15 protein-coding genes are annotated in these 14,104 nt (G+C 60.8%); 6 read left to right on the top strand and 9 right to left on the bottom strand.

The features are described 5' to 3' along the window. Position 1 precedes the first annotated feature (1 nt). The 4 genes from VW35_RS18185 to VW35_RS18170 all read right to left on the bottom strand — a co-directional run bounded on the left by VW35_RS18185 (position 2) and on the right by VW35_RS18170 (position 2,877). Entirely contained in the window at positions 2 to 1,573 is a 1,572-nt protein-coding gene (locus tag VW35_RS18185) for a sensor histidine kinase (protein WP_046144471.1), read from the bottom strand. 98 nt (positions 1,574 to 1,671) lie between these two features. Continuing rightward, positions 1,672 to 2,073 carry an SRPBCC family protein gene (locus VW35_RS18180; protein ID WP_046144470.1) on the bottom strand — a complete coding sequence of 134 codons (402 nt, stop codon included), beginning with the start codon at positions 2,071 to 2,073 and terminating at the stop codon, positions 1,672 to 1,674. Then, the gene (locus VW35_RS18175) at positions 2,070 to 2,462 is read right to left on the bottom strand and encodes a DUF1801 domain-containing protein (protein WP_046144469.1); all 393 of its coding nucleotides are present in this window, start codon (positions 2,460 to 2,462) and stop codon (positions 2,070 to 2,072) included. Before VW35_RS18175 ends, VW35_RS18180 begins: the two co-directional genes overlap by 4 nt. A 91-nt stretch (positions 2,463 to 2,553) precedes the next feature. After that, entirely contained in the window at positions 2,554 to 2,877 is a 324-nt protein-coding gene (locus VW35_RS18170; protein WP_046144468.1) for an ArsR/SmtB family transcription factor, read from the bottom strand. 173 nt (positions 2,878 to 3,050) lie between these two features. Between VW35_RS18170 and VW35_RS18165 the strand changes: the two genes are divergently transcribed. Beyond that, positions 3,051 to 4,895: a putative bifunctional diguanylate cyclase/phosphodiesterase gene (locus VW35_RS18165; RefSeq protein WP_046144467.1), complete on the top strand. Its 1,845-nt coding sequence runs from the start codon at positions 3,051 to 3,053 to the stop codon at positions 4,893 to 4,895. A gap of 146 nt (positions 4,896 to 5,041) precedes the next feature. Here the strand turns inward: VW35_RS18165 and VW35_RS21790 are convergent, their stop codons facing one another. The 3 genes from VW35_RS21790 to hemA form a co-directional block, all read right to left on the bottom strand. Next, positions 5,042 to 5,215 carry a hypothetical protein gene (locus VW35_RS21790; RefSeq protein ID WP_162836645.1) on the bottom strand — a complete coding sequence of 58 codons (174 nt, stop codon included), beginning with the start codon at positions 5,213 to 5,215 and terminating at the stop codon, positions 5,042 to 5,044. A gap of 70 nt (positions 5,216 to 5,285) precedes the next feature. Then, the gene (locus VW35_RS18155; RefSeq protein WP_046144465.1) at positions 5,286 to 5,804 is read right to left on the bottom strand and encodes a GNAT family N-acetyltransferase; all 519 of its coding nucleotides are present in this window, start codon (positions 5,802 to 5,804) and stop codon (positions 5,286 to 5,288) included. Between the two features lie 289 nt (positions 5,805 to 6,093). Continuing rightward, complete coding sequence (gene hemA / locus VW35_RS18150; RefSeq protein WP_046144464.1) at positions 6,094 to 7,374, bottom strand: 5-aminolevulinate synthase; 1,281 nt, start codon at positions 7,372 to 7,374, stop codon at positions 6,094 to 6,096. Between the two features lie 370 nt (positions 7,375 to 7,744). Here hemA and VW35_RS18145 point away from each other — a divergent pair, with 370 nt between their 5' ends. The 3 genes from VW35_RS18145 (at position 7,745) to VW35_RS18135 (ending at position 11,180) form a co-directional block, all read left to right on the top strand. Further along, on the top strand, positions 7,745 to 9,070 hold the full coding sequence (locus tag VW35_RS18145; protein WP_046144463.1) for a hypothetical protein: 1,326 nt from the start codon (positions 7,745 to 7,747) through the stop codon (positions 9,068 to 9,070). Positions 9,071 to 9,325: 255 nt separating this feature from the next. Then, positions 9,326 to 10,393, top strand: a complete 1,068-nt coding sequence (locus VW35_RS18140; RefSeq protein WP_046144462.1) for a DUF4037 domain-containing protein — start codon at positions 9,326 to 9,328, stop codon at positions 10,391 to 10,393. 121 nt (positions 10,394 to 10,514) lie between these two features. Continuing rightward, positions 10,515 to 11,180, top strand: coding sequence for a YiaD family glycine zipper/OmpA-like lipoprotein (locus tag VW35_RS18135; RefSeq protein ID WP_046144461.1), 666 nt, complete (start codon positions 10,515 to 10,517; stop codon positions 11,178 to 11,180). A 48-nt stretch (positions 11,181 to 11,228) separates the two neighbouring features. On the opposite strand, the gene VW35_RS18130 is transcribed toward VW35_RS18135, so the two are convergent. Continuing rightward, the gene (locus VW35_RS18130) at positions 11,229 to 11,531 is read right to left on the bottom strand and encodes a hypothetical protein (RefSeq protein ID WP_046144460.1); all 303 of its coding nucleotides are present in this window, start codon (positions 11,529 to 11,531) and stop codon (positions 11,229 to 11,231) included. After that, on the bottom strand, positions 11,531 to 11,788 hold the full coding sequence (locus VW35_RS18125) for a hypothetical protein (RefSeq protein ID WP_046144459.1): 258 nt from the start codon (positions 11,786 to 11,788) through the stop codon (positions 11,531 to 11,533). The genes VW35_RS18130 and VW35_RS18125 overlap by 1 nt, the downstream gene beginning before the upstream one ends. Before the next feature lie 157 nt (positions 11,789 to 11,945). Here VW35_RS18125 and VW35_RS18120 point away from each other — a divergent pair, with 157 nt between their 5' ends. Beyond that, entirely contained in the window at positions 11,946 to 13,556 is a 1,611-nt protein-coding gene (locus tag VW35_RS18120; RefSeq protein ID WP_046144458.1) for an EAL domain-containing protein, read from the top strand. A 77-nt stretch (positions 13,557 to 13,633) separates the two neighbouring features. Further along, positions 13,634 to 14,023, top strand: a complete 390-nt coding sequence (locus VW35_RS18115; protein ID WP_046144457.1) for a PRC-barrel domain-containing protein — start codon at positions 13,634 to 13,636, stop codon at positions 14,021 to 14,023. Positions 14,024 to 14,104: the final 81 nt, after the last annotated feature.

The raw sequence follows: 14,104 nt of genomic DNA, 5'->3' as shown, positions 1-14,104 counted from the left end.
GTCAGTCGGTGTCTTCTGAGCGGATGGGCGTTGCCGATCGCCCGTCCGGCGTCAGGCGGAGGTGGGCGGTAAAGACCGCGCCATGGTCGGAAGTGAAGGCATAATCGCCCTCCATCTGGCCCACGGCGCCGCGAATGATGCGCATACCCATGCTTGAATTGGGCAGCTCTTCGGGCAGGCCAACGCCATTGTCGCGGAAAACGAGCTTGGCCTTTTGCTCTGCGTCGAAGCCGAGCGACACGCGGATTTCCGCCTTCTGGCCATTTTGGAAGGCATATTTGCAGCTATTGGTCGCCAGTTCGCTGAGCAGTAGCGCCAGCGGCGTTGCATGGTCGCGATCGACCGCGACATTTTCGAGCGCATAGTGGGTCTCGACGTCGACGCCATAGGCCTGCAGCACCTTGCCCATCACGGCAGGGATGAAATCGGCCGCGTTGATGTCTTCATAGCGATCATGCTTGTAGATGTGCTCGTGCATGGCTGCCATTGCGGCAAAGCGGCTTTCGAGATCGCGCTTGGCCTCCTTGGGAATATCCTGCATGCGCACCAGCGCCTGGATCGAAGCGAGATTGTTCTTCACGCGGTGATGAATCTCGCGAAAGAGCATGGTGTTGAGATCGACCGATTCCTGGAGTTGCTGGTTGCGCGCAGCGCCATCGCGGAGCAGCTTGACGATCCACCAGCAGCCGACGACGAGCCCGAGCAGGACCGGCGAGACGATCAGCAGCAGCGTCCAGGTTGCAGTATAAAGGTTTTGCCAGGACGGGTCGGCGGCAACCGAAGCAATGGCAATGATCTCCGTCTGCGGCACGCGGCGATAGGAGACGACGCGGGAAATGCCATCGACGGGCGAGGACGGGGAACTATAGGTGCCGGACGGCGCGTGGGGCAGATAGGTGGTGAAAAGCACACTTTTAGCCAGATCCACCCCCTGACCAGCCGAGGGGCTGCGGGCCATCAACTGCCCGTCGTCGCGCACGAAACTGACAGTGGAGCCGGGCGGCAGGTCCAGCGTTTCGAGAAGGTCGGCGAGAAGGGATTCGGAAAACGAAATCATGATGGCGCCGGCAAACTGGCCGTTGCGCATCACGCGTTTGCTGAAGACGAAAATGATGTCGTTGGTGATGCGGCTTTGAAGAAGCGGCGAGACATAAAAGGACGCGCCATCGCGCAGCGCCGAAAAGTATTCCCTATCGGCCACCGAGACCCGGCTGGCATCGGGCACGGTCGAGAAGATGGTATTGGCATTGGCATCGATGACATAGGTTTCGGCGGCATCGGGCAGGCCATCGAGCACCGATTCGATGGTCGCATCCGTGCCGGTCAGTGCCGGGCCCAAGGCGGCATCGACGCGTCGCAGCGTCTGGTTGGCGAGTTCGGTAATCCAGTAGGCATTGGTGGCGACAACCTGCGAAGCCGCCAAGGAGCGCTCTTCGACCCGCGCCTGCGTCTGGTTTGCCGCAAGGGAGAAGAAATAGATCAGCAGCGCCACAAAGAGCAGAAGTGCCGTGAGCATCAAGCCAATGGTGAGCTGGATCGAGCGCGATGCGGCCCAGCCCGCCTTAATTGGCACTTGTCCCCCCAACCGACTGCCCCTTCTGCAAACGGATTCTCCCCAGCCCACAAATGCATGGGAAGCCGATAGGTTCCAGTCCGTTCAAAAAAAGGCTGTCAGTCGTGCCGGGCGAGGACAGTCTCCAGATTGTCGAGGAAGCGTTTCCAGCCGGTGCGCGCACCGTGATAGGCTTGGCTCTGGTCCGGTTTGAACCCGGTCTGTTCCATGCGCAGCTGTGTGCCGGAACCGGTCGGTGTCAGAGTCCAGGTCACCGTACTTTCAAGGCCAAGCGCGTTCCAGCTGTAGGCGAGGCGCCTTTGCGGCTCGATTTCCTTGACGATACAATCGACCGAACCCCACTCGCCGCGAAATTGGAAGGTATGGCCAAGCTGGGGCGCAAAGTCGCTCTTCATCAGCCATTCGGCAATCAGGTGCGGCTGGGTCAAGGCGCGCCAGAGCTTTTCCGGGCGATGGGCAAAATCGCGCTCGATGACGACGGTGCGGATTTCCTCGGTCATGGCGTCTTGCCTGCAAGGTTATGGGCGACAGCGGCGCGGATCAGCGCGACGAAAGCATCCTCGTCAAAGCTTTCCCCTTGGCGAAAATCGATCGCCCGCCGGGTGCCGCCGCCAAGGCTCGAATTGAAGAGCCCGGTAGGATCAGGAAGGGCTGCGCCTTTTGCAAAGGTTGTCTTCACGGCGGCCTTATAGGCTTCGCCCGTGCAGATGATGCCGCCATGGGACCAGACGGGATTGTCCCACTTCCACTCTTCGACCACCTCAGGATCGGCCCTTTTTATGAGAGCCCGGATTTTCGCCAGCGTTTCGCCGCGCCAGCCGCCCAGCTCGGCGATGCGCTTGTCGATGTTTTCCGAGGCGGGGCCAGTGGCCGGATTGGTCTTGCTCATGGTTTTTCTTCTCACATCGTTTCGTCGGGCAACGGGTTTGTCATCGAGCGTCCTCCACTGCGCCGCGCGGCGCTCTTTTTGACGGGCGTCGTCACTGGTCCATCCTCTTCAAAAGATCATCCAGTGCGTCGAAGCGGCCTTCCCAGAAACGGGCCATGTCGCGCGTCCAGTCAACGAGCGGGGCCAGCGCACCAAGCTGGGCGCTATAGTGGGTGAGGCGTCCGTCGATGCGACCGCGCACGAGGCCCGCCTCGCGCAAGACGCCAAGATGCTTTGAAACGACCGGCTGCGAGACCCCAGCGCCTTCGGTCAGAGTGCCGACCGTCCGCTCGCCTTCGCGGCAAAGGCGCTCGAAGAGCGCGCGGCGCGTTGGATCCGAGAGAGCTTTGAACAATATGTCAGCCGCCTGCTGCATAGATCGATACCTCGATGGCTATGGGTTTATTGATAGCTCTATAGCTATAGGTCCGTCAACTGCAGGCCATGAACGTCAATTAGAGACGATTTGAATCAATTGATCGGCTATCCGGGAAGCTCCCCTTACGGCCAAGCGCGCATTGATAGGTGCAGTCCCTTAGGGAGACGGCAATGACCGGTGCAGAGACGGAGCAGCTCCTAAGGCTGCAGACCGAAATACTGGAGGCGGTGGCCCAGGGCGAAACCCTGCCGGCCATCGGCCGCCTTGTCTGCCAGCGCGCCCAGCAACTCGCTCCCGGCGTCGTCTGCTCGATCCTGCTCGTCGATGAAAGGGAAACGCTGCATCACCTGGCTTCTGTAAGTGTTCCTGAGGCCTATCTGCATGCGATCGACGGCCTCGTCGCCGGGCCGAAATCCGGCTCCTGCGGCACGGCGGCCTTCCGCAACGAAGAAGTGGTGGTGACCGACATTGCCACCGACCCGCTCTGGGAAGCCTACAGGGACCTTGCTCTGCCGCTCGCTTTTCTCGCCTGCTGGTCAACCCCGATCCGCAGTCCATCCGGCCGGGTCATCGGCACCTTCGCCTTTTATTTTCCGACGACGCGCGGCCCGACCCGGTTCGAACGCGATATCGTTGAAACCTGCGTCCATATGTGCGCGCTGGCCATCGAACACGAGCGCATTCGCGAGCGTAACTTTCGCCTTGCCTATTTCGATGTGCTGACGGGCCTGCCCAATCGAGCGCGCTTCAACCAGTTGCTCGACGAGCATATCGACGCCCAGGTGCCGTTCGGGCTTATCCTTCTCGATATCGATCATCTCAAATCGGTCAATGACACGATCGGGCACGCAGCAGGCGATCGGCTGATCGCGGCGGTGGGCGCGCGCCTCAGTGCCGTCAGTCCCGCGCTTATTCCCTGCCGCCTCGGCGGAGACGAATTCGCCATCATCGCGCGCGGCTGCGATGGCCATGACATGCTCGAGCATTGGGCGGCGCTGACCAGCGACGCGGCAACGGGCATGGTCGAGATGCAGAGCCAGTCCTTTGAAGCCCATGTCACCATGGGCGGTGCCGTTTTCGGGCTCGATGGCGACGACGCCAATACGTTGAGCCAAAATGCCGATTTCGCGCTCTATCACGCCAAGACCGTACGCCGGGGCGGCTATATGGCGTTTGAATTGGGCCTGCGCACCGACATGACGCATCGCATCGCGCTCGTCCGCCAGCTCGACCAGGCGCTGCTCGAGGGTCGGATCGAGCCGCACTACCAACCCATCGTCAATCTCGCGAGCAGGGAGATCGTCGGGCTCGAAGCCTTGGCGCGCCTGCGCATTGGGGATCGTGTCGTTTCGGCGGGAGAATTCCACACTGCGCTTGCCGATCCGCGTATTGCCTATGAGGTTACCGGAAAGATTTTGGAGCAGGTGGCGCGCGACATGCGCGGCTGGCTCGACGCGCGCATCAATTTCCAGCATGTCGGGGTCAACGTCACGACTGGCGATTTTCTGCGCGGGGACCTCGCCGAGCGGATCATCGATATCTTCGGTCGGGCCAATGTGCCGTTGAGCCACATTATCCTCGAGGTCAACGAGGGCGTCTTCATGGGCGGCAGCGACAATCTCGTGCCCCATGCCGTCGAGGCGCTGCGCGAGCGCGGCATCCTGGTGGCGCTCGACGATTTCGGCACGGGATATGCCTCGCTAACGCATCTGCTCAGCTTCCCGGTGGATATCGTCAAGATCGACCGCTCGTTTACCGCGCGGCTTTCGGACGATGAAAAGAGCGACACGGTGGTTTCGGGCCTGATCGATATCGTCAAGAAGCTCGGCATGCGCGTCGTGGCCGAAGGGGTCGAGACCGAAGCGCAGGCCGAAATTCTGCGCCGGTTCGGTGCGCGGCTTGGCCAGGGCTATCTCTATTCGCCTGCGGTTTCGGCTGCGGACTGCACCGCGCTCCTCGCCCAATTCGGGCAACCTCTCGTCGATCGATCCGACCTGGCGCGGCGAAGCGCGTAAAAGCCATGCCTTCAATGCATGGCTAAATGCCGAAAAGTCAGCAAAAGAAAAGCCCGGATGCCAGGGAGGGAGCTGGCATCCGGGCTTTCTGTGTCGGCTGCTGGCGCAGCGGGTCGCCGAGGGAGGAGGCTGGCGCCCCGCGCGGCTTACAGCTTGCCGATCGAGCGGAAGGACTGGGGTTCAATCCCGAGGGTCCGGAGGTGCTTAGCCTTGGGCACCCGGCCCCCTTCGACCGCCGCCGACACAGCAGCAGCGCTGCCGAATACGGTGACGAAAGTGTCGAGGGTCGCAAAGAACTTGTTCTTGCGGGGGGTGCTCATGGTGGTCTCCTTGCCGGACCCGGAACCATCCCGGATCGCTTCCATGCACCCTAAATGATCCTCATCGGGCTCAAGCGGTAGTGCGGGTCTGGTTATTCCAGCCATGCGCTGGGCGAATGGGAATGGAGGGAGTCAGCCGCCGCGTCATGTAGAGCGTTGTGCCGCCCATGAAGGGTTCGGTCTGCTCAACCTCGTAGCCGAGCTTTTGGTAAAGCGTGACATTGCTGGCAAAGGCCGCATTGGTCAGCAGGCGCATTGCGTCGAGTTCGGCATGGCGGGCAAGCTGCTCGGCAAGAATGAGCAGCGACTGGCCATGGCCGCGGCGCTGGTGATGGGGATGGACGGCAAGGTTCTCGATCCACAGGTGATCGGCACAGGGGCAGGTCTGCAGCACGCCAGCAAGCTGGCCATCGACCGTCAGGAGATCGAAACGGAAATCGTGGATAGCCTCGGAATAGTCGATCAGCATGGGCCGTGGCTCGCGGCCGATGACGGGCGTCCACTTGGCATAGGCAGCACGCACGAGAGAACGGATGGCCGGGACGTCAGCCGCGGTGGCCGTTCTGAACGCTACATAGTGAGGAGGCATAGAGACATCCAGAAAACAAATACCTGCCAACCGGGCGGCGACAGATATGCGCGAGTCGAATGACGGCTGGATAAATCCGGCCGCTTCGCCCGCGCGCGTCTGCCCCCGTCCCAATGGGACTTGGGTCCACAACGCCGGAAAACGCAGAGGGATGCATCGCGACAAATATTTGTCGCCGTTAACATTTTGGCCTTTTGCTGGGCTTGACGAGGGTGTGTTCGGCCGTGGTGTGCCGCCAACAAAAATCCCCGCCGGAGCGGGGATTGAATGGGCGAATCGCGGCGGTCCGTCAGCCGCCGAGGCTTGGCAGGGTAAGGTCGCCCGATGTCAGCTTCGACGCCGTCAGCGCCGCATCGGCCTTTTCACGCGGCAGTTCGAGGCTGGTCCAGACGCTGACGAGCGCATGGCGCAATTCAAAGATCATCTCGTCGGTGTGGAGCGGGGTTGGGGTGATCCGCAACCGCTCGGTGCCCTTGGGGACGGTGGGGTAGTTGATCGGCTGGATATAGATATTGTGCTTATCGAGCAGCATGTCGCTCGCAGCTTTCACGGCGCGCGCATCGCCCACGATCAGCGGCACGATATGGGTCGAGGTTTCCATGACCGGCAGGCCGGCATCGGCAAGGATCGCCTTGGTCAGCCGCGCCTGACGCTGGTGCATCATGCGCTCGTGACCATTGCCCTTCAAATGCTCGATCGAGGCGCGCGCGGCGGCGCAGAGGGCAGGGGGCAGGGCGGTGGTAAAGATGAATTCGGGCGCATAGGAGCGCACCGCATCGATGATGGCTTTGTTGGCGGCGATATAGCCGCCCATGACGCCGAAGCCCTTGGCGAGTGTACCCTCGATAACGTCGATGCGTTCCATCAGGCCTTCGCGCTCGGCTATGCCGCCACCGCGCGGCCCATACATGCCCACGGCATGCACTTCATCGATATAGGTCAGCGCGCCGAATTCCTCGGCGAGATCGCAGATCTCCTTGATCGGCGCGATATCGCCATCCATCGAATAGACGGATTCAAAGGCAATCAGTTTCGGGCGCTTGCGATCGACCTGGCTCAGCAACTCGCGAAGATGCGCGACGTCATTGTGCCGGAAAATCTTCTTTTCCATACCCGACTGGCGCACGCCCTGGATCATCGAGGCGTGGTTGAGCTGATCGGAAAAGATCACGCAATCGGGCAGGAGCCGCGCAATGGTCGAAAGCGCCGCTTCGTTGGACACGAAGCCCGAAGTGAAGACAAGTGCCGCTTCCTTGCGATGCAGGTCCGCGAGCGAGCGCTCGAGTTCCACCAGCGGGCGGTTGGTGCCCGAAATGTTGCGGGTGCCGCCGGCGCCGACGCCGAGCTTGCCGGCCGTCTCCTGCATGGCTTTGACGACCTTATCGTTCTGGCCCATGCCGAGATAATCGTTGGAGCACCAGATGGTGATCTCGCGCGCATTATCCGCATCGTCGCGGTAGAGCGCCTTCGGAAACCGGCCGGCGATACGTTCGAGATCGGCAAAAATGCGATAGCGCTTTTCCGCCCGCAGCGTGTCCACTGCATCCTCAAAAATACCGCGATAATCCATGGGGCCGTTCCTTTGCGCCTGCCGTGGGGAAGCAGGATTGCCAATGTGGCTGCATCGCACCCTACTTATGGAAGCGCTGGCTGCATTGACATAGGTCAATTCGACGCGCGGCCGGGCCTGGGCTAAGGTCAGACTCTGCTGCGTAAACGAGAACTATTCTAAAGTCTTGCAGCGCTTCTGCCAACTGCGAATGCGCAACGCCCCGTCCATTTGGAGGGGGCGGGTGGGCAGGATTAATGTCACAGACCCACAAAATTGCGTGTTTTGCGCGTGTCGGCGTTAACTGGGCCGCGTCGGGGAGGTTGCGAGGTCGAAAAGACTGCGCTTAGATCGTCTCTGCCGGGGGAGCGGCACGAGGGGGATAACTGAAGTGAAGAGCTTTTCGTCTTCAAGTTTTACGGGGCAACATGCCGATGCCCTGGCACTCGCCCACGCGGCGGTCAAACGTCATCCTCAAGCCTTATTCACCGATTTCCAGTGGTTCCTGTATCAGGGCCGGGACACGGTTTTCTTTACCGCCTTCTCCACCGAAAGCTACGACAAGGACGGGCTGGCGAACATGGTGGCCGAGATGGTTGCACTGGCCCCGCAACTGACCCATGGCTTTGTCGGCGCAGAGCCGGGCCAGCCGTTTCCCAAGCATATGCTCGATGCCATCACTTCGGTTGAAATGGTCGACGAATTCGATGGCTATCCCGACAAGTGGCTGAGCAAATCGACCGACATTTTTGAGCGCGATGACCTGCCGCTGTTCCGCGTCATGGCGGCGGTGCGCCGCGGTGGTCCGGATGGGGAGGGACGCGCTGCCGTCCTGCAGGTCCGCTCGAGCCACGCGCTTCTCGAGGGCTCGGATTCAGCGCTGTTGACCCGTTCGGCCGCGGCCGGCCACGGCGTGCAATCGAACAAATCCAACAAGCTGCCGCTGCTCGACCGGATCAAGAGTGCCCTGCGCGGCGGAATGACCGCTTTCATCTACCTGGTTCTCGCCAATATCCTCGCGCCCAAGGAGCAGCCCTGGGGTTTCAAGACGCTCGCCATCGAGCGCCATCGCCTCAGGCTTCTTGCCAACAAGCTCGGCGTGCGCCAGCGCTCGCTGATGTTTGCGCTCGTCACCCATGCGCTCAATGGCGAGGGCGCGGAAAAACTGATGAGCAAGAAGGTGATCGGCGCTGCCTATACCATGCTCGACACCAAGCGGAACAATACCGACGACGACTTCTTTCGCGTCCGCGCGCTCGAAGCCAAATTCAGGGTGATGGACGACTTCGTCGACTATGTTCGCGCCGTCGACAACACCGTCGCCGGCATCGAGCAGAAGGACATCACCTCGTTCCAGGTGGTGATCATGGCCATGTTCAAGGCCATGCGCACGCTCAACCGGCTAATCCCCGCGCTGCCCAACAAGCGCTTCTGGCGCTTCAACGGCGGCATGCATATCGTGCTGACGCTGGTGCCGCCGCACCGCACCTATGGACCAATGACCCATGGCATGATCGAGCCGCTCTATTGCGGCGCTTGGCATGCGGCGGTGAACATCTGCACCTTCTGCCCCGGCCGCGACTACGTCACGCTCAATTTTTCCATGGAACAGCGGCACATCGACAATGCCGAAAAAATCCTGAAACTGCTCGACGAGGTCGAAGCGCGGGACGTAACCCCACACACCATGATGCCGAGCGTCGAGCGACTGCGCTGAGGACGGCACTCAATGAGCATTGGCATGTGCGGAATCAAGCAGAGGAGTTAGGACAAGAGCCGGTTGTACCGCGCATCTTTATGGTCGTAGTCGCCATCGGCCTATTCACTCGTATGGCACATTGGTCCTGATTTTCTGGTCCAGCCACTATCATTAGGCGGTTGCCAGTGCTTGGCCCGTCGGTGGCTTACCACCCTGGCTAATTAGCTAAGCCGTGTAAGTCGATTTGGTACAGCGCTAGGCAGAGCAACAAGAATGCAGGGCATCGAACTGTCGCGGACGTTTTATGACGAGATCGTCGCGCCGTTTTTGGCGTCGGCGGCACCGGAGTTGTCGTATTCAGCGGCGCTGATCGGCTATGGCTCGGAGCTTCTCGGCTTTGATGATGAAACATCCAAAGACCATAATTGGGGTCCGCGGGTGCATATTCATCTATCGGCTGCCGATTTTCACGCGCACGCGCAGTCCTTGCTTGCTGACTTTGCCAAGGTCTTGCCCCAAACGTTTCGAGGCGAGCCGACTGGTTGGCGGGCGCGTCCTCATCCGGCGGCGAGCAACAGAGATTCCATTGGCGCTCTGGAGCATGGGCTCGAATTTCATACGATTGAAGGACGGCTTGAGTCGCATTTCGGCATTCGTTACCTCGAAGGTATTAGGCCCGTCGATTGGCTCGGCTTTCCAGAACAGAAACTGCTTTCGTTCACGGCGGGTGCAGTTTTTCACGATGGCGATGGCCGGCTGACACTTGCGCGGCGGGCGCTGGCTTACTTTCCCGATGATGTCTGGTTATATCGCATCGCCTGCCATTGGCGGCGGATTGCCGAAGCACAGGCCTTTGTCGGGAGAGCGGGTCAGGTGGGCGATGATCTGGGTTCGCGCCTAATCGCCGCTCGGTTGGTGCACGATGTCATGGCGCTTGGATTTCTCCTTGCGCGAAGCTATGCGCCCTATGCCAAATGGTTCGGCACGGGCTTTTCGCAACTGCCTATTGCGAACGCGCTGATGCCCGACCTTAATTTGGCCTTGGAGGCGACAGCGTGGAACGAACGCGGCGAAGCGCTCGCCAGGGCTTATCTTAAGCTTGCAACCATACAAAATGAAAAGGGGGTCGGGCCCTTCACTCCGGTGGTTGGCCCCTATTACGATCGTCCCTTCGTCACCATCAATGCCGATGACGCGGTGAACGCAGCGATGGCAGCGATCAATGACCCGGCACTTCGATCTTTGCCGGTGTTGGGCGCAATCGATCAAGCCAGTGATCTTACGCCGTTACTGGTTGACGCGGTGCGCTCGCAACAGGTGGCCCGACAGTTGTTAGGTTAGGGTAGTCCGGCAGGCGAAGTTTTCTCGCATTCATCCATTGTTCAGCATCTTCCCGGCATCACGCTCCTGCCGTATTCCACAGCCACTCAGGCCACTTTCTAGATTCCTTCGGGGGAAAACCATGAAGTCCAAGGTTCTTGTCGCGCTTGCCGCCACGCTGGCGCTGACCGCCTGTACCACCACCAATCCCTATACCGGCCAGTCGCAGATTTCGAACACGGCTGGCGGCACGCTGATCGGGGCGGGCGGTGGCGCCATTGCCGGTGCGATCGTCGGTGCAGCCGTCGGCGGCGATCCGCGTGTCGGCGCTTTGATCGGCGCTGGCGTCGGCGGCCTCACCGGCGCCGCCATCGGCAATTACATGGACCAGCAGGAAGCCGAACTGCGCGCCCAGCTGCAAGGAACCGGTGTTTCGGTGACCCGCGTCGGCGACCAGATCATCCTCAACATGCCGTCCAACATCACCTTCTCGACCGATCAGGCGACGGTGCAGCCGCAGTTCAACCAGACGCTGGTTTCGGTCGCGCTCGTGCTCAAGAAGTTCGACAAGTCTATCGTCGATGTCTATGGCCACACCGATAGCCAGGGCGATGACGCCTATAACCTGTCGCTCAGCCAGCGTCGCGCCGTCGCTGTTGCAACGATCCTGGCCAACCAGGGCATCGACCAGCGCCGCTTCTACATTGAAGGCAAGGGCGAAACCTCGCCCATCGCTTCGAACGCCACTGAAGCTGGCCGCGCGCAGAACCGCCGCGTCGAAATCCAGATCTCGCCGATCCAGGGCTGATCGGACCTGCTGCAAAGGAAGCGCGGCCTCTCATGGGGGCCGCGTTTTTTATTGTGCGGCCGGCTGGGCCGGGGTTTCAACCACCGGCTCCGAAGTCGGCGACCCGGGCTGTACGTCTGTGCCCGGCGCGCCGTTGAGCATTTGCATCAGGAAAAGCAGCGCCACGACGATGGCGAGGCCGACCACGCCATAAAGCCACCAATTGGTGGGCGAAGTGGCCCCGACTGCGGCTTCGGTATCGCCGGTCGGGCGGATTTCGCTATCGGGCGGCACATCGATGCGCGAGCCGTTTTCGTCGACGAGGAAATCGACATTGGCAACGCTGGGCGCCTTGCTGTCCTGGACGGCCATCAGAAGTCTCCCTTCAATACGGTTTGGGTGCCGACGCCGGATTGCACGCCTTCGTGCACATAGGCGATGGCTTCATCGATTTCTTCGGCGCCGAAGCCGAAATCTTCGCCTTCCTCGAGCGCGCCCGTAGCATCGGCCTTGAGCTGCTGGAGGAGATCGAGCTTTTCGCGTGCGGTAAAAAGGCTGTGCTGAGCAATCTGCATCGGGGTCAAGTTGTCCCGCCCGGCCATCTGGTCCTTGAGACTGTCGAACACCATTCTGCGCTCCTCAATTCTTGCCTCGTCAATTCTTGAGAAAAATGCGGTGGAGGGCGCGCCAGTTCCATGTCCCCTCTATTGGAGGCAAAGGCGTGAGCGGCAATTAACGCGGCCTTGACCTCTCGCCTTGCATCATCGCGGGGCGTGAGGGACGCAAATGGGCGGGATTACATCGTTTCTTCTGGCAGCAACCAACCAGGGCAAGGTGCGCTTTGTCTTGTGGCTCGTGTGCTTCGTCTCCCTGGTCTGGGCGTCGGGCTTCTTCATGGCCCGCGAATTGCTGGCGGGCATGGACCGCGAGGTCGCAGCGGTCCTAGAAACCCATACGCGCATTCGCACCGCGGCGCTCCAGACCCTCGACACCATGGACGCGCAGCTGACGGCGGCGCCCTGTTCGCCCCTTTATGCCGAACAGCAGCGCCGCATCGCCTTCCTGCCCGACGGCATGAACGAATTGTTCTTCTTCGAAAACGGCCGGGTGATCTGCACCGCCAATAACGGTCTTCTGCCGGTGCCGGTGGCTCTCGGCACGCCCGACCTGACACCCTCCGGGCAATTCGCGGTGGCGCTGTGGCTCGATCGTGACCTAGCCAGCATCGGGCTCCACGGGCTTTCCGGGACGTTTGCCATTCGCGGCAATCATGGTGTCGTCATCCCCGTCACGCCGCTCGCGGCGCCGGCGTCCAATTGGCTGAAAATCGAAGTGGTGGTGCGCGCCGGGGATGGCCGCTGGTGGCACACCTCGGGCATGCCGGGCGTTTATGCGGATGCCCTGTCGCCGCCAGATGGCCTCTTCGGCCTCCACAAGGGAAATTGGCTGACGACCCGCTGCGACGAGGGCGGCGTCCACTGTTTAGTTGCGCGCGCGAGCCTTGGCGATCTCCTGGTTGTGGGCAGCGCCACGATCATTGCTGCACTCGTTGTTTCCGCCATCGTTTCTGCCTGGCTTGCGGCCAAGCTTTATGCGCTTTTTGCCCATGTCTGGTCGTTCGAGGCGCGCTTCCTGCGCCGCTTCCAGCAGCGTGGGCTGGTATGCACCTATCAGCCGCTGCTCGATCTCAAGACTGATCTCGTCACCGGGTGCGAGGTGCTTGCCCGCTGGCGCGATGTCGACCAAACGCTGGTTTTTCCCGATCGCTTCATTCCGCTCATCGAGAAAAAGGGGCTGACGCGGGTTTTCACCGCGCTGATGGCGCAGCAGGCCTTCGCTGAACTTGCGTCTTTCATTCCCCTTGGCGAGCGGCTGCAGGTCAATTTCAATATCTTTCCGCAGGATCTCGACGCCGATTGGCTGCTGCAGACCTTCGCTCCGTTTATCGAGCCCGGTTCGCCATTCGATCTGGCCTTTGAAATCGTTGAAACCGGCGCCATCGAAATCGAGACGGCGCAATTAACCATCGATGCGCTGCGCGACGAAGGCATCGCCGTTTACATCGACGACTTCGGTGTGGGCTATTCGTCCATGCAGACGCTGGCAAAGCTTTCTGTCGAGGGCGTCAAGCTCGATCGCGGTTTCGCCATGGCGCCGGACCAGTCGGTGATGGCGCGGATGCTCGATCATGCGCTTGATCTGGTGCAGTCGACAGGACTTAAGGTGGTCGTCGAAGGGATCGAAACCGCTGGCCGGCTCGCCGAAATGCAGGCGTCCGGCAAGGTCGATTACGCCCAGGGCTATTATATTGCCCGGCCGCTCGGCATAGACGCCTTTGCCCAGATCCTGACCGAGCGCGACGCCCGCTCACGCCGGCAACCGCGTCTCGTCGCCTGATCACAAATCTTCTAACCTCGCAACTTCACGCCAAGGCCTGCGTTCGTCCCTCCACCATCAATCAGGAGGATTTCACAATGGCCTATGATGACGTTCGCAAGGCAGACGCCGACATCAAGGAAACCCATGACCTGATCGCCTCGGACAAGGTTGAAGGCACCAAGGTCTATGACCAATCGGGCGAGCATATCGGCTCGATCGAACGCATTCTCGTCGAAAAGCGCTCCGGCAAGGTATCCTATGCCGTATTGAGCTTCGGCGGCTTCCTCGGCATCGGACACGAGCACTATCCGCTCCCCTGGTCCAAGCTCAACTATGACGAAAGCCTCGGCGGCTATCGCGTCGATGTCAGCAAATCCCAGCTCGAAGGCGCACCGCGCTACGAGACGGAAGACGACAGCTACTGGACCGAGGAAAACGGCCGCCGCGTCTACGACTATTATGGCGTGACGCCTTACTGGATCTGATCGCTTCCGGCGCCGGGCCTTTCCCGGCGCCGCACCCTTTTGATGACCTGAGCCTTTCAGCCCATATCTTTCAAGACGATC

Source organism: Devosia soli (genome assembly GCF_000970455.1).
Lineage (GTDB): Bacteria > Pseudomonadota > Alphaproteobacteria > Rhizobiales > Devosiaceae > Devosia > Devosia soli.
This window is presented reverse-complemented; position numbering and strand designations above follow the sequence as displayed.

Bases quoted from the DNA above. Each gene is read 5' to 3' on its own strand.
- VW35_RS18135 (WP_046144461.1), top strand. From the start codon at position 10,515: ATGAAGTCCAAGGTTCTTGTCGCGCTTGCCGCCACGCTGGCGCTGACC.
- VW35_RS18180 (WP_046144470.1), bottom strand. From the start codon at position 2,073: ATGACCGAGGAAATCCGCACCGTCGTCATCGAGCGCGATTTTGCCCAT.
- VW35_RS18175 (WP_046144469.1), bottom strand. From the start codon at position 2,462: ATGAGCAAGACCAATCCGGCCACTGGCCCCGCCTCGGAAAACATCGAC.
- VW35_RS18165 (WP_046144467.1), top strand. From the start codon at position 3,051: ATGACCGGTGCAGAGACGGAGCAGCTCCTAAGGCTGCAGACCGAAATA.
- VW35_RS18120 (WP_046144458.1), top strand. From the start codon at position 11,946: ATGGGCGGGATTACATCGTTTCTTCTGGCAGCAACCAACCAGGGCAAG.
- VW35_RS18170 (WP_046144468.1), bottom strand. From the start codon at position 2,877: ATGCAGCAGGCGGCTGACATATTGTTCAAAGCTCTCTCGGATCCAACG.
- VW35_RS18130 (WP_046144460.1), bottom strand. From the start codon at position 11,531: ATGGCCGTCCAGGACAGCAAGGCGCCCAGCGTTGCCAATGTCGATTTC.
- hemA (WP_046144464.1), bottom strand. From the start codon at position 7,374: ATGGATTATCGCGGTATTTTTGAGGATGCAGTGGACACGCTGCGGGCG.
- VW35_RS21790 (WP_162836645.1), bottom strand. From the start codon at position 5,215: ATGAGCACCCCCCGCAAGAACAAGTTCTTTGCGACCCTCGACACTTTC.
- VW35_RS18155 (WP_046144465.1), bottom strand. From the start codon at position 5,804: ATGCCTCCTCACTATGTAGCGTTCAGAACGGCCACCGCGGCTGACGTC.
- VW35_RS18115 (WP_046144457.1), top strand. From the start codon at position 13,634: ATGGCCTATGATGACGTTCGCAAGGCAGACGCCGACATCAAGGAAACC.
- VW35_RS18140 (WP_046144462.1), top strand. From the start codon at position 9,326: ATGCAGGGCATCGAACTGTCGCGGACGTTTTATGACGAGATCGTCGCG.
- VW35_RS18125 (WP_046144459.1), bottom strand. From the start codon at position 11,788: ATGGTGTTCGACAGTCTCAAGGACCAGATGGCCGGGCGGGACAACTTG.